General features: G+C 48.2%; 13 protein-coding genes and 2 tRNA genes. 3 read left to right on the top strand and 12 right to left on the bottom strand.

The annotated features are described in order from the left end of the window. The first annotated feature begins 45 nt into the window (after positions 1-45). Positions 46-435 (top strand): tautomerase family protein, encoded by a 390-nt coding sequence (locus tag E2B99_RS10855; protein WP_134244956.1) that lies wholly within the window; start codon positions 46-48, stop codon positions 433-435. A gap of 65 nt (positions 436-500) precedes the next feature. Here E2B99_RS10855 and E2B99_RS10850 read toward each other — a convergent pair whose 3' ends face one another. From E2B99_RS10850 to E2B99_RS10835, 4 genes are all read right to left on the bottom strand, one after another. Next, the gene (locus tag E2B99_RS10850) at positions 501-1,184 is read right to left on the bottom strand and encodes a fumarylacetoacetate hydrolase family protein (RefSeq protein ID WP_134244955.1); all 684 of its coding nucleotides are present in this window, start codon (positions 1,182-1,184) and stop codon (positions 501-503) included. A gap of 81 nt (positions 1,185-1,265) precedes the next feature. Next, positions 1,266-1,562 carry a ribosomal protein L7/L12 gene (locus E2B99_RS10845; RefSeq protein ID WP_134244954.1) on the bottom strand — a complete coding sequence of 99 codons (297 nt, stop codon included), beginning with the start codon at positions 1,560-1,562 and terminating at the stop codon, positions 1,266-1,268. Continuing rightward, positions 1,543-2,121 (bottom strand): hypothetical protein, encoded by a 579-nt coding sequence (locus tag E2B99_RS10840; RefSeq protein WP_134244953.1) that lies wholly within the window; start codon positions 2,119-2,121, stop codon positions 1,543-1,545. Before E2B99_RS10840 ends, E2B99_RS10845 begins: the two co-directional genes overlap by 20 nt. A 177-nt stretch (positions 2,122-2,298) precedes the next feature. After that, complete coding sequence (locus tag E2B99_RS10835; protein ID WP_134244952.1) at positions 2,299-3,786, bottom strand: SulP family inorganic anion transporter; 1,488 nt, start codon at positions 3,784-3,786, stop codon at positions 2,299-2,301. A gap of 303 nt (positions 3,787-4,089) precedes the next feature. Between E2B99_RS10835 and E2B99_RS10830 the strand changes: the two genes are divergently transcribed. Further along, on the top strand, positions 4,090-5,439 hold the full coding sequence (locus E2B99_RS10830; protein WP_134244951.1) for an SRPBCC family protein: 1,350 nt from the start codon (positions 4,090-4,092) through the stop codon (positions 5,437-5,439). Between the two features lie 121 nt (positions 5,440-5,560). Here the strand turns inward: E2B99_RS10830 and truB are convergent, their stop codons facing one another. Next, positions 5,561-6,481, bottom strand: coding sequence for a tRNA pseudouridine(55) synthase TruB (gene truB / locus E2B99_RS10825; protein ID WP_134244950.1), 921 nt, complete (start codon positions 6,479-6,481; stop codon positions 5,561-5,563). A 264-nt stretch (positions 6,482-6,745) separates the two neighbouring features. On the opposite strand from truB, the gene E2B99_RS10820 reads away from it, so the two are divergent. Then, the gene (locus E2B99_RS10820) at positions 6,746-7,225 is read left to right on the top strand and encodes an Hsp20 family protein (protein WP_134244949.1); all 480 of its coding nucleotides are present in this window, start codon (positions 6,746-6,748) and stop codon (positions 7,223-7,225) included. A 102-nt stretch (positions 7,226-7,327) separates the two neighbouring features. Here the strand turns inward: E2B99_RS10820 and E2B99_RS10815 are convergent, their stop codons facing one another. The 7 genes from E2B99_RS10815 to secG form a co-directional block, all read right to left on the bottom strand. After that, positions 7,328-7,753: a ribosome-binding factor A gene (locus E2B99_RS10815; RefSeq protein WP_134244948.1), complete on the bottom strand. Its 426-nt coding sequence runs from the start codon at positions 7,751-7,753 to the stop codon at positions 7,328-7,330. Further along, positions 7,753-10,506: a translation initiation factor IF-2 gene (gene infB, locus E2B99_RS10810; protein WP_134244947.1), complete on the bottom strand. Its 2,754-nt coding sequence runs from the start codon at positions 10,504-10,506 to the stop codon at positions 7,753-7,755. The genes E2B99_RS10815 and infB overlap by 1 nt, the downstream gene beginning before the upstream one ends. A 12-nt stretch (positions 10,507-10,518) precedes the next feature. Beyond that, positions 10,519-12,003 carry a transcription termination factor NusA gene (gene nusA, locus E2B99_RS10805; protein WP_026471463.1) on the bottom strand — a complete coding sequence of 495 codons (1,485 nt, stop codon included), beginning with the start codon at positions 12,001-12,003 and terminating at the stop codon, positions 10,519-10,521. A gap of 95 nt (positions 12,004-12,098) precedes the next feature. Then, the gene (gene rimP, locus E2B99_RS10800; protein WP_134244946.1) at positions 12,099-12,659 is read right to left on the bottom strand and encodes a ribosome maturation factor RimP; all 561 of its coding nucleotides are present in this window, start codon (positions 12,657-12,659) and stop codon (positions 12,099-12,101) included. Positions 12,660-12,925: 266 nt separating this feature from the next. Beyond that, positions 12,926-13,002: transfer RNA gene (locus E2B99_RS10795), tRNA-Met, on the bottom strand. 116 nt (positions 13,003-13,118) lie between these two features. After that, positions 13,119-13,203, bottom strand: a tRNA-Leu gene (locus E2B99_RS10790). 43 nt (positions 13,204-13,246) lie between these two features. Beyond that, positions 13,247-13,606 carry a preprotein translocase subunit SecG gene (gene secG / locus E2B99_RS10785; protein WP_134244945.1) on the bottom strand — a complete coding sequence of 120 codons (360 nt, stop codon included), beginning with the start codon at positions 13,604-13,606 and terminating at the stop codon, positions 13,247-13,249. Positions 13,607-13,615: the final 9 nt, after the last annotated feature.

Below are 13,615 nucleotides of genomic sequence, written 5' to 3'. Positions count from 1 at the left end.
AATACACAGCAATGATAAATAACGACAGAGAAAGTGAATAATCACATGGCCCAGATTAAGATTTATGCTTTGGCAAACACTATTACCCAGCATCGGCAGGCGTTGTCCACAGCAATCCATACTGCATTGGTGAGTGCGTTAAACTATCCGGTTGAAAAGAAATTTCAGCGCTTTATTGCTTTGGCACCTGAAGATTTTATTTTTCCGGCTGACCGTAGTAGCAATTACACCATCCTTGAAATTTCCATGTTTGAAGGCCGCAGTACTGCCAGTAAAAAAGCGTTTATTCAGCAATTGTTTACCAACATTGAGCAGCAATGCGGGATTGCATCGCAGGATATTGAAATTACCATTACAGAAACGCCACGGCACCACTGGGGCATTCGTGGGCAATGCGGCGATGAATTAAGCTTGAACTACAAAGTGGATGTATAACCTGTAAAATTGAATCAGCACAGCGCATGGATGATTCAATAGAAGATCAGTATTAAACCACGCAATTAGACCACAAAAGTTTGCCAAGTTACGCCACCCAGCACCGTATGCAGGGTCATTTTAAGCTGGTCGCCGGATGTTAATGCTGCCACGCCAGCCGGCGTCCCGGTCATCACCACATCCCCCGCTTCCAGCGTAAATACCTGACTGATATCCACCAGCAGATCCACCACGCCAAACAGCATGTCAGCAGTATCGCCCTGCTGGCGTACTTCATCATTAACGCTCAGCTCAAAGGTGGTTTTGCTTAGGTCACACAGCATATCAGGGGCCAGCCACTGCCCCAGCACGCAAGCGCCATCAAATGCCTTGGCACGTTCCCAAGGCTGGCCTTTGGTTTTCAGCTGGTTTTGCAGATCGCGCAAGGTTAAATCCAAACCTAATGTAACACCAGCAATGGCAGCCTGTGCCTGCTCAACTGTTACATTTTTCAGGCGCTGACCAATCCGGATAGACAATTCACATTCAAAATGACATTCTCCCAGCTCCTTGTTCCAGGCGATGCCCTGCTCCAGCCCGATCACACTGCTGGGCGGCTTTAAAAACAGCACTGGCGTTTCCGGCACCTCATTGCCCAGTTCACGGGCATGTTCGGCATAATTACGTCCCACGCAAACAATCTTGCTGGGTAACTGGGTAACGGATTTTGGATTTGACTGGCTATTGGATTGCGTGTTTAGCGGATTCATCACAGTGTCCTGCGGCTTAAAACAGTTTGAGTGTAGTCGGCTCTGTGCGCTATGAACAGGGAATTGCCAAAAAATTCATATTTAGAAAAACATCAGTGCCAGCATTAGTGCTACCAGCAACAACACCAGTATACCCACTGTCATACTGTAACGGCTTTTACTGGCGGTAATCCCCACAGGCGTGGCTGCAACAGACTGTGGATGCTGTTGCTCATAAGCTTCAACCAATTCCTTGCTATCTTTTAAGCCAAGGCCGGTTTGCTTGTGTACAATCTTGATCGCTTCAATCTTGCGGCCACGGCTTAAGGCCGCAATGGCTTGTGCGGGCAATTGTGGGCTATTACCCGGTTGCTGGTGATCAGGCTGAAGTGTGGTCATATGATTTGCTCCCTGACTGTTGTAATAACATTTGTTCAAATACAGTGGTAGTCGTGGCCTGTTCGACACTGCGGCGCGGTATCATGCACATCATGCCGGATTCAAACATCAGTACATAACAAAGCTGGCCTTTACGCAGGCTTTTGACTTCAGACAACGCAAAGTTTTGCTTGTCCTGCTTGTCGGCCATGCCATGATACAGCGTCACTTTACCCTTAGATTCATGACCCCCAGATTCATTGCTGGCATAAATATCAATGCCCTGCACCACATGCGCAACCTGATGCTTGTGATACTGGCGCTTAAATAACCACGGCATCACGCCATACTGTAAGGTTGCCTGTGATAAGAAGAAAAATGCACCCAGAATGACAAAATAGCGGCCCTTGTCATCAAATCCCAGCCAAATACCCCATGCAATAATCAAGGCGCAGGCCAAAGTCATCACCATGTGCATTTTGCCCTTACGCTGCCGGGTGGCCAAACGAAATCCGTCCTGCGCTTCTGACAAACTTAAGGTATAGCGCAGGGAAACAAGCGGACTTTCTGCTACAGACATAAATTTTTGACCATTTTTAACAAGTGCATTTTAAATTCTGCCTCAAGCATGGCATAAATTTGCTAAATGGCACTAATCAATTGATAATAAAAAAAATAACCAAATGCATCACAGCAGTATTTATTACTACCTTACGGCAACAGGCTTAACCTAATCTTAACGCAGCTTAATGCGGCCCTAATGCAAAACCACATCATCCACCGTGCTGGTTTTGTGATGTTCACCAAAACGGTCAACAATCGTGGCACTGGCCGCATTCAGGCCAATCACCTCAACCACGCTACCCTGCTTGCGCAACTTGAACACGACTTTATCCAGTGCTGCTACAGCAGTGACATCCCAGAAGTGCGCGTGCTGCACATCAATGATAATACGGGGGACGTTTTCACTAAAATCAAAGGACTGGATAAACGCATGACTTGAGGCAAAAAATACCTGTCCGGTTACGGTATAGGTGCGGCATTGCCCTGTTTCATCCAGTTGACTACTCACCGCCATAAAATGACCAATCTTATTGGCGAAAAATACTGATGCCAGTAGCACCCCGCAAAATACGCCTAGCGCCAGATTATGGGTTGCCACCACCACCGCGACAGTCACCAGCATGACAATATTGCTGGATAATGGATACTGGCGAATGCGGGTTACTGATTGCCAGTTAAATGTACTCAAAGACACTATGATCATCACTGCCACCAGCGCTGCCATGTGAATAATCCTGATCCAGTCACTTAAAAACACCACCATGATCAACAACAGCAAACCTGCCAGAAAAGTGGATAAGCGCGTGCGTCCACCTGATTTGACATTAATCACCGACTGGCCAATCATGGCACAACCGGCCATGCCACCCAGCAGGCCAGTGGCAATATTGGCAACGCCCTGCCCTTTGCATTCACGGTTTTTATCACTCGTGGTATCGGTCATGTCATCCACAATGGTGGCCGTCATTAGTGATTCCAGCAGGCCTACTGCAGCCAGTCCCAGCGCATAGGGTAAAATGATTTGTAGGGTTTCCAGATTCAATGGCACTTGTGGCCACAAAAATATGGGCAAGGTATCCGGCAATTCACCCATATCGCCCACGGTACTAACTTGCCAGCCCATCAGCACGGTGAACGCAGTAATAAGCAGAATACACACCAGAGGTGATGGAATAATTCGGCCAACTTTAGGCACGTAGGGAAATAGGTAAATGATGCCCAAACCCGCAGCCGTTAAGGCATAAACCTGCCATGTAACATTGACCAGATGCGGCAACTGCGCCATAAAAATCAAGATAGCCAGTGCATTGACAAAGCCAATCACCACCGAGCGCGACACAAAACGCATCAGTGAACCCAGTTTCATGAATCCTGCCAGCACCTGAATAGCGCCAGTCAGCAAAGTGGCAGCCAGCAGGTATTGCAAGCCATGTTCCTTCACTAGTGTCACCATCAGTAGTGCCATTGCCCCGGTGGCTGCTGAAATCATGGCAGGGCGACCACCAAAAAAAGAAATGACCACTGCCATGGAAAACGAGGCATATAAACCAATTTTCGGATCAACCCCGGCAATAATGGAAAAAGCAATGGCTTCTGGAATCAGTGCCAGCGCCACCACCATGCCGGACAGCACATCAGCACGCACATTGGAAAACCATTGCTGGTGAAGGGAAGCAAACATACTAAACACTCGGCAAATCTAGCACCTGAATACACGGCTTAAACCCGGGACTGGTATAAACCAGTGAAGTAAATTCAGGCAATTAAAAAATAAGGACAAACCAGCAAAGGCCTGCATCAGGCAGACGATCAAATCTTTTAGTTTTTAGAATTCAGGGTGGCGTAGGCTACCACAAAGGATGACAACGCATGGATAATCCAGCAGTTGAACAAATGTGAACGGATTTTAGCACAATTCTGCCGTTTTTCTGCACGATATTGCTCTAGAATAACAGCCTATGAATAACGTTGATTAGGATATCACATGAGCACGATGATAAAAAAAGCATCGCCAGCGATTGGTTTAGGCATGCTGGTGAGTAGTATAACCTTAACTTGCACAGCGAGTCAGGCTGCCATTATTAACTGGCAGGATAATGTGCCTTCCGCCACCAAACCATTTGGCGGCAATGCAGCCCAGTTGGCCCGACTGGTAGACAATGACATCATGGTGTATAGCCATCCGGCCCAGACACTTACTGTTCCCAGCAAAAAAGGCCTGCTGCGTTATAACAATGCCCGCTTTAGCTCAGCAGCTATTATTGTGCCAGCCAAGCCAGAACAGGTAAAACAACTACTAGCTCAATATTCCGGTTACGCGGGGTTGTTTCCCACCCTGACCAAAGCCACGCTGCTTGAACAATCAGGCAATATCACGCAAATGAAATACCGCATTCATATGCCTGTGCCCATTCCGGTACTCAGCTTTAATGAAGACGTGATCATGCAGCATCAGGTGAGTAACAATAGCATTCAAACCCTGATTGTGGATTCCCCCATCCAGTATGGCATGGGCAAGTTTGAATGGTTTCCGGTTGATAGCAATCATACGCTGGTAACCCTGACCCAGTGGGGCGATCTGGATAAACCCAAAGGCTTTCTGGTGAGCACCATCCTAAAGGCTATTCCCGAAGTTAAACAGGGTATTCCGCAAAGCGTGGATACGTTTGTACTGGAAACCCTGAAGCGCAAGTTTGCCCCGGATGGCAAGCTACCAACCCAGGGGCCACGCCAGCTTCCCTACAAAAAGCTGCAACAGGATGAAATCCAGCTGGTACAACAACTGAATGCCCGCTCTGGCAATCCGGTTATGTTCATTCACCGTCCGGTCAATATGCCCTACAGCAACCGCGCAGAGCCACTGCAATTTGTCAGCACCTATGCCACGCTACGCGCACCTGCCGCCCGCAGTACCCAGGTATTGGGCTCACCTGCAAATTTTAAGAATATGTTTAGTCAGGTCAGCAAGGTTGAACTCAAACCCTTGGGCAAACAAGTTACCGAAGCTGCGGTAACGGTTAAAGTAGGTCTTGGTGTGATTGCCATTCCATTCAAGATTAACCTGCGCTATTACAATGAGCCGCAAAACCGGCTGTATTATCAGGCCAACGGCGGCGATATTGAATACATGCAGGGGCAAATGCAGTTTAGCCCTCTTGCCAACCAGCAAACCTTTTTAAGCATGACCAGTGCTGGCAAGATTGGTGACAATGCCCCGTTTTTACTAAAAATTGGCAAATCGCTGCCTTATTCAGACCTGTTACCCACTGTAGGTGGCGCGCCCGTATTCATTTATAAAGCCAATGAATACCTCAGCAAAAACCAGAGTTCCTAATCCTACGCTAAATTCCAATCCAATCTAGGTTTGGTGTGCAGTTGCACCGGCTAAAACAGTCCCTTTTCTGTTTTAGCCTTTTTTTATACGCAATTTTCAGCGCAATCTATTGAATAAAAATTTAAAGATTGACCACCCGTTTTGGCTGTAACTGTCGCTCATCATTGACAATACCCAACCCTAAAAAACGCTCATGCGCAAATACCAGCGCTTCACCGGGTGGCATACTGTCAATCATCACTGCCTGTCCACGGCAAAAATAAAAATCCTCACCATGATCCAGCTGCACGCGGGGGAAATCACGAATCGACTCATATACAGGCAACAACAAAGCATCACGCTGTTGCTCGGTCAGGCTTTCCAAGTACTCAATGCTAATGCCGTTACGATCCGGGCCTTGCTCCAGTGTAAAATGGCCAGTGGTTGTACGATGCAGGGTTTTCACATACGCTCCAGAACCCAGCGCTTTGCCAATGTCCTCAGCTAGCGTACGAATATAAGTGCCTTTGCTACAACGCACTTGCAGGTCTATCGTATTTTCAGTAAAGCCCAGTAATTCCAACTGATAAATTGTCACTGGCCGTGCTGGTCGCTCAATTTCAATCCCGGCACGTGCCAGCTCATACAAGGGTTTGCCATCCTTTTTTAAGGCAGAATACATGGGCGGAACCTGCATAATATCGCCCCGCAAACCTGATAACGCTTGTTCAATTAAAGCTTCTGACAAGGCGGGAATGGCAAACTCCTCAACCACCTCGCCCTCTGCATCGGCGGTGGTGGTGGTTGCACCCAGCTGAATCGTGGTTTGGTAGGTCTTGTCGGCATCCAGCAGGTAATGCGAAAACTTGGTGGCCTCACCCAGACAAATTGGTAATAAGCCCGTGGCTAAAGGGTCTAGTGCCCCAGTATGCCCGCCCTTTTCTGCCCTAAAAATCCAGCGGACTTTTTGCAAGGCGGCATTGGAGCTAATACCCAGCGGTTTGTTGAGTAAAATAATTCCATTAACGGGTCGGCGCTGGATTTTCTGGCGAGGCTGATTCATGGATAAACAATTTTCAGGTAAAGATCAGCGCGCATTCTAGCAAAGTCAGCGCGTGCTTGCAGGGTTGCTACCATGCAATTTCCCAGCATCAAAATTTTTAAATTTTTTTGATTTTTTGCCTTGAAAATTTGCAGGAAAAAACTATTTATTTGTTAGAAGTGAAAAGCTCCACTTCAACATCAGGATGCTGCCTGGCGGGTCTTGATGGTGTATTGAACAACCGTGTTAATCTTACTTTGCTGATGAATTCAGGAGGTTTTTGTCATGACTACATTAAGCTTAAACCCTTTATTCCGTCGTAGTATCGGCTTTGATCGCCTTAACGATTTGTTTGAATATGCAATGCAAAGCGAAGCCCCTAATTATCCGCCATACAATATTGAAAAACATGGCGACAATGAATACCGAATTGTGGTGGCTACTGCGGGCTTTACCCAGAATGAACTGGACATCAATCTGGACAACAGCGTGCTGACCATTTCCGGTAAGCCCATGAGCAAAGCCCAGGATAATGACGTGGCATTCCTGCATAAAGGCATTGCACAGCGCTCATTTAAACTGTCGTTACGGCTGGATGAGTACATCGAAGTACAACAGGCTTCTTATGAAGATGGTTTGCTCAAGGTGGATTTACGTCGGGTGATCCCTGAAGAAAAACTACCACGCAAGATTGCTATTCAGGGAAATCAGGGTAAACAGCAAACTTTAGAACATGCACAAACTGTATCAGACACAGAGCACTAATGCCTATGCATTAGGCTAAACGAAATGCAAATGTGCAAAATGCAAAAAAGCCACGGATTACCGTGGCTTTTTTATGTAGATTTCAACAAGCCAAATAGCTGATTATTTGTCTATATTATCTACTTCAGGACTGTCTGTGCTTTCATCAGTCGACTCATCAGGCCGTACTGCTTTGGCAATCAAATCCATCATGTAGTTACCGTGCGCCGTCACATTGTCATAATGAAAACGCAAGCGTGGAGTAATTCGGGTCTTGATGCGACGACCCAGCTCCTGACGTAAAAAGCCCGCAGCCCCATTCAGGACATCAAGGGTATCCTTATGCGCCTGTGCATTCTGGTCATTGCTAAGCTCACGCCCCATCACTGTGACATAGACATCGGCATAGCCCATATCCGGGCTTACCTTAATTCCGGATATGGTCACCAGACCGCCAAGACGCGGATCTTTTAACTCTGAGCGAATCAGGTCAGACAGCTCGCGCTGCACCTGATCACCCATACGTTTTAGTCGTTGGCTACCCGCCATTAAAGACTCCGTGCAATTTGTTGAACGTCGTACACTTCAATCTTGTCCAGTTCCTGAATGTCGTTATAGCCTTTTACTGCCAGACCACATTCAATCCCTGCACGTACTTCGTTCACATCATCTTTGTGGCGACGTAATGATTCCAGTTCACCCTGGAACACCACCACATCATTACGCAGTACGCGGATTGGCTTGTTACGGTAAATCGTCCCTTCCATCACCATACAGCCTGCTGCTGCACCAAACTTGCTAGAACGGAATACCTGACGAACCTGCGCCACGCCCAGAATGGTTTCACGATGTTCCGGCGCCAGTTTGCCACTCATGGCAGCTTTAACGTCGTCAATCATCTCATAGATTACGCTGTAATAACGTAAATCTACACCATCCTGATCACACTTGATGCGCGCTGCACCATCGGCACGCACGTTAAAGCCCAGCAACACGGCATCAGAAGATTCCGCCAATGCCACATCAGACTCGGTAATTGCACCAACGCCTGAGCTAATAATGCGGACATGTACATCATCAATGGACAGGTCATTCAGGGCTGCACTAATGGCTTCCAGTGTACCGCGTACATCGGTTTTCAATACCAGGTTGACGGTTGGGACATCTTTCTTGCCCATCGACGCCATGATATTTTCCAGACGCATGGCGCTAGCACGCTCCAGACGGTTCTGACGCTCGCGGGCACCACGGAAATCTGCTACTTCACGGGCTTTTTTCTCGTCACTAACCACCAGCACTTCATCACCGGCATTCGGTGCTTCAGGCAGACCCAGAATTTCTACCGGAATAGATGGGCCAGCTGTCTTGATGGGCTTGCCGTTTTCATCATTCATGGCACGTACACGGCCATACGATGCGCCTGCCAGTACCAGATCACCCACATTCAGCGTACCTTTTTGTACCAGAATGGAAGTCACAGCACCGCGGCCTTTATCTACACGGGCTTCAATCACCACACCCTGCGCTGCACCTTCGTCAGATGCAGTCAGTTCCAGCAATTCAGCCTGAATGGAAATCAGGTCCAGCAGCTCATCAATACCCTGACCACTATGGGCAGATACCAGCGCTACCGGTACATCACCGCCCCATTTTTCAGGCACGATCTGTTTGGCAGTCAGTTCATTTAGAACGCGATCCGGATCAGCACTTTCCTTGTCCATTTTGTTAATGGCAACAATGATTGGCGTTCCGGCAGCACGTGCATGGTCAATGGCTTCGGCAGTTTGTGGCATTACACCATCATCTGCTGCTACAACCAGTACGACAATATCAGTGGCCTTGGCACCACGTGAACGCATAGCAGTAAATGCCGCGTGACCCGGGGTATCAAGGAAGGTAATAATGCCTTTGTCAGTTTCTACATGGTAAGCACCAATGTGCTGGGTAATCCCGCCTGCTTCACCAGCCGCCACTTTAGAACGACGGATGTAATCCAGCAGGGAAGTTTTACCATGGTCAACGTGACCCATAATGGTGACGACTGGCGGACGGGTTTTTTCAGCACCACGCTCTTTGCGTGCGGCTTCCATCAGGTTGTCTTCCATGGCCGTATCGCTAACCAGCACAGGATTATGACCCATTTCCTCAACTACCAAGGATGCGGTAGATTGATCAATGCTTTGATCCTGCGTGACCATTTCACCCATTTTCATCAGGGTCTTAATGACTTCGCGTACTTTCACAGCCATTTTTTGCGCCAGGTCGGCAACCACAATGGTTTCACCAATCTGTACATCATAAATCTGTTTTTCAACCGGCTTTTCAAAACCATGCTTATTCGGTTGGCTTGACTTTAAGCCACGCTTATTGGGCTGGAAGCTTTGTTCTTCCTGACCACGGCTCTTGCCGCGGGTCTTGCCACCGCGCGGATTGGCAGTTGCCCCACCACGCTTGATTTCACGGTTTTCTTTGTCAAACGACTCTTCATAAGCACGGCCAACCAGGCCAGCGGCTAAAGGTGTATTGTCCTCAACCACCTTGATGCTAATGTCATCATTGGAGTACTTGGAAGCCATTTGACGCATTTGTTCCAGCGTACGTTTTTGCGCTTCTTCGGCTGCTGCACGACGTGCTGCTTCTTCCGCTGCTTTCAGGCGCGCTTCTTCAATCTCGCGAGCCTTTTTCTCTTCGGGCGTTTCCGACTTGCCACGAACTTCAGCTTTACGTGGCTCTGCCTTACGGCCTTCAGGTTTAGCAGGTGCTTTCGCAGGCGTATTAACAATGGCATCGCCGTTGCGCTTTCTCACCACCACTTCAGCTTTGGCACTGCCATCAGCTTTTGTGCCTGGCTGATGTGCTGCGCGCATGGCATCCAGCGTAGCCTTTTGACGGGCATCCGCTTCTACACGCGACTGGGTTTCTGCTTTTTCACGCGCAATCATGTCCGCACGTGCCTTGTCAGCGGCTTCGGACTTGGCCTTGGCTTCTGCTGCCAATGCTGCTGGATCAGGTTTTACAAACGTATGCTTTTTACGTACTTCAACATTAATGGTCTTCGCCTTGCCACTGGTACTGGCCACTTTGGCTGTACTGGTGGTTTTACGCTTTAAGGTAATATTACTGTTGGCAGGTGCCTGACCATGAGAACGTTTCAAATGCGCGACCAGTTGCTCTTGCTCTGATTCAGAAATAATGGCGTCAGCATTGCGGCCGGGCAAGCCAGCTTCTGTCAATTGCTCGAGCAGCTTCTCGACTGGACGCCCCACATTTTTTGCCAATTCTTTTACGGTTTTGTCCGTCATAATGCTCTACCCCTAATTAAACCATGATTCACGGGCTTTCATAATTAAATGACCAGCCCTTTGGGGATCCAGGCCTTCTATATCGGCAATATCATCTATTGCCTGATCGGCCAAATCATCTACTGTAACAACACCGCGTGCAGCCAGCGCAAATGCCAGCTCGCGGGTCATGCCTTCCATATTTAGCAGCTCTTCGCTTGGATCCTGAATGCTTTCCTGCTGCAACAGGGCATCAGCGATGGCCACTTCCTTGGCACGGCCTTGCAAAAGCTGTACCGTATCTTCATCCAGTTCAATCTCGTCAAAAGTCTCTGCCGGTACATAAGCCACTTCATCAATGGAAGTAAAGCCCATGTCCACCAGTGCTGTGGCAAGATCTTCATCCAGCTGCAAACGCTGAACAAACATATCAATATACTGTTGTGCTTCAGAAGCCTGACGCTCGCGATATTCATCTTCCAGCATCATGTCCAGCTTGTAGCCAGTCAGCTCGGAAGCAAGGCGGACATTCTGGCCCTGTGAACCAATGGCACGCGCCAGCTGGTCACTGGTAGCAAAAATGATGTCTGCGCTTCTGGCATCTTCATCCAGCACAATACTGGACACATCAGCAGGTTCAAGCGCACTGGCAATGTACTGTGCGGGGTCATCAGACCACACCACCACATCAATACGCTCACCATTTAATTCCTGCTGTACAGCCTGAATACGAGTTCCGCGCATACCAATACACGCACCTACCGGATCAATACGGTGGTCGTTGGTCTTAACGGCAATCTTGGCACGTACACCGGGCTGACGCGCAGCTGTCTTGACTTCAATAATTTCTTCACTAATTTCCGGCACTTCTTTACGCATTAGCGCAATCAGCATTTCCGGACGGGCACGTGACAGCAACAGCTGGGCACCACGGCCCTCACGATTCACATTGTACAAAATGGCATTGATACGCTGCTTGGGACGCAACAATTCTTTTGGCAGCATTTCCTCACGGGCCAGATAGCCTTCGGCATTGTCACCCAGATCAATGATAAAGCCATCCTTGGTTTGCTTTTTCACTTCGCCATAAATCAGCTCACCAACACGCGATGCATACTGATCCGCCACCATGGCACGTTCGGCTTCACGGATTTTCTGGACAATTACCTGCTTGGCAATTTGTGCAGCAATGCGGCCAAAGTCAATGGACTGAACCTGCTGTTCACGAATATCGCCGATTTTCCATTCATTCTGATCCAGATCGCTAATCGCATCCTGACACGCTGGCATTTCGTGATCTTCATCTGCCACCACTTCCCACTGACGGAAAGTTTCGTAATCACCAGTCTTACGGTCAATGGCAACACGCAACTGCGCTTCTTCGTCCACTGTACCTTCATAAAATTTCTTTTTGGTTGCCGCCACCAGCGCTTGTTCCAGCGCCTGAAAAATTGCTTCGCGGGGTACACCCTTTTCATTACTAACCGTTTCAACAACGGTAAGAATTTCGCGACTCATGATGTCACCTTCTAATCAATTAAACCTGTTATAAATCAGTTTGCTTTATGCTCATCCTAAAGGCGGCTTACGTCATTCACATGAATTGTGGCTGATTAATCCTCATACACCAGATTGGCTTTATCAATATTGTCGCCATCAATGGTTAAGCGCTGGCCTTCAACCTCTACCACGATCTGCTGTTCATTAAGCTCTAACAGGGTAGCTGTCATTTTGCGACGGTTGGCAACAGCAGAAATCAAGCGCAATGCAATTTTCTGCCCTATATATGCCTGCATTTGTGTGAGACTAAAAAACGGACGATCCCAGCCCGGCGAAGACACTTCAAGCGCGTACTCGCCAGAAATCGGATCATGCACGTCCAGCACACCACTGACCTGATGGGTAACCTGTACGCAGTCCTGAACGCCAATACCGCGGCCAGCATCCTCATCTGCATCCGTTTCATCAGCAGTGGAAGCAGACGCATCCTTACTCACAACCAGCTGATCAGCGGCTGTAGTGTCGTCCTGATTTTCCGGCTTATCAATATAAATACGTAACAGCGAGCGTTTGCCCTGTGGCAGGAATTCAATGCCCCATAGCTCAACACCACAGGCGGCTACAGCAGGAGCTATCAGGTCATACAAGGCTTGAGTTTTTGCAGAAAACTTCATTTATCTTCTTTAAAACAGATAGTTGGGAACTTGATGGGTCATCAGAAGTCGATGCAAGCGCATCTGCGCCACACCTGAGTTTAGGAAATTTTCAGGGCGCGGCAGCAATTGATGTTTCGCTTATCCATCACCATTAGGCTACACGACAAATAAAAAATGGGCGATATCGCCCACTTTATCAATACCTATAAACCTGATTGTTTAATACCCAAACATATTTATAGTACTGAACAAAAAGGCTCAACCATGTGAGCCTTTTCTAAATATGGTAGCGGGAGCTGGATTTGAACCAACGACCTTCGGGTTATGAGCCCGACGAGCTACCAGACTGCTCCATCCCGCATCAACAGGCAAGTATTATATACCAGCCTTCGCTTTTGTCAATGGTTAATTTCAACTAACAATTGCAAGCGCACACTTTACTGCTTCCCATATATTGATCTAAATCAATCAAATACATGGTACGAGGGAAGAGACTCGAACTCTCACGCCGTTAGGCACTACCACCTCAAGGTAGCGTGTCTACCAATTCCACCACCCCCGCAACAAGGCAGCCATTCTATGCGACCTCTTAAAAAAAAGGAAGCTTATTTTGCAGGGGTTTGCGACCCTGCCACATTGATTGATGAACTTTCAACCACTGGCTTGGCAGAATCAGTCGGCAATGTTGGTGCTGGCGCAGTCTGGCTTCCTGGCAACTCATATAGGCGTGACACATTATGCTTGGCAAAAATGGCCAGTGTTATGCTGGTAACAAAGAAAATAGCCACCAGTACGCCGGTTGCCCGGGTTAAAAAATTGGCACCACCAGACGCACCAAATACTGTAGCAGCACCACCGCCACCAAATGACGCACCTGCTTCAGCACCTTTACCCTGCTGAATCAGGATCAGGCCGATCATGGCCAGTGCAACCAGAATATGAACCACCAGTACAAGCGTTTCCACTGCGTTCTC

The organism is Alkanindiges illinoisensis (assembly GCF_004377485.1).
GTDB lineage: Bacteria > Pseudomonadota > Gammaproteobacteria > Pseudomonadales > Moraxellaceae > Alkanindiges > Alkanindiges illinoisensis_A.
The sequence above is the reverse complement of the archived record's forward strand: the minus strand, read 5'-3'. Positions and strand labels throughout refer to the sequence as shown.

What these genes read in the sequence shown, in the direction of transcription:
- E2B99_RS10855 (WP_134244956.1), top strand. Translation starts at nt 46, where the DNA reads ATGGCCCAGATTAAGATTTATGCTTTGGCAAACACTATTACCCAGCAT.
- E2B99_RS10835 (WP_134244952.1), bottom strand. Translation starts at nt 3,786, where the DNA reads ATGTTTGCTTCCCTTCACCAGCAATGGTTTTCCAATGTGCGTGCTGAT.
- E2B99_RS10845 (WP_134244954.1), bottom strand. Translation starts at nt 1,562, where the DNA reads ATGACCACACTTCAGCCTGATCACCAGCAACCGGGTAATAGCCCACAA.
- E2B99_RS10850 (WP_134244955.1), bottom strand. Translation starts at nt 1,184, where the DNA reads ATGAATCCGCTAAACACGCAATCCAATAGCCAGTCAAATCCAAAATCC.
- infB (WP_134244947.1), bottom strand. Translation starts at nt 10,506, where the DNA reads ATGACGGACAAAACCGTAAAAGAATTGGCAAAAAATGTGGGGCGTCCA.
- E2B99_RS10815 (WP_134244948.1), bottom strand. Translation starts at nt 7,753, where the DNA reads ATGGCGGGTAGCCAACGACTAAAACGTATGGGTGATCAGGTGCAGCGC.
- E2B99_RS10840 (WP_134244953.1), bottom strand. Translation starts at nt 2,121, where the DNA reads ATGTCTGTAGCAGAAAGTCCGCTTGTTTCCCTGCGCTATACCTTAAGT.
- E2B99_RS10830 (WP_134244951.1), top strand. Translation starts at nt 4,090, where the DNA reads ATGAGCACGATGATAAAAAAAGCATCGCCAGCGATTGGTTTAGGCATG.
- truB (WP_134244950.1), bottom strand. Translation starts at nt 6,481, where the DNA reads ATGAATCAGCCTCGCCAGAAAATCCAGCGCCGACCCGTTAATGGAATT.
- E2B99_RS10820 (WP_134244949.1), top strand. Translation starts at nt 6,746, where the DNA reads ATGACTACATTAAGCTTAAACCCTTTATTCCGTCGTAGTATCGGCTTT.
- nusA (WP_026471463.1), bottom strand. Translation starts at nt 12,003, where the DNA reads ATGAGTCGCGAAATTCTTACCGTTGTTGAAACGGTTAGTAATGAAAAG.
- rimP (WP_134244946.1), bottom strand. Translation starts at nt 12,659, where the DNA reads ATGAAGTTTTCTGCAAAAACTCAAGCCTTGTATGACCTGATAGCTCCT.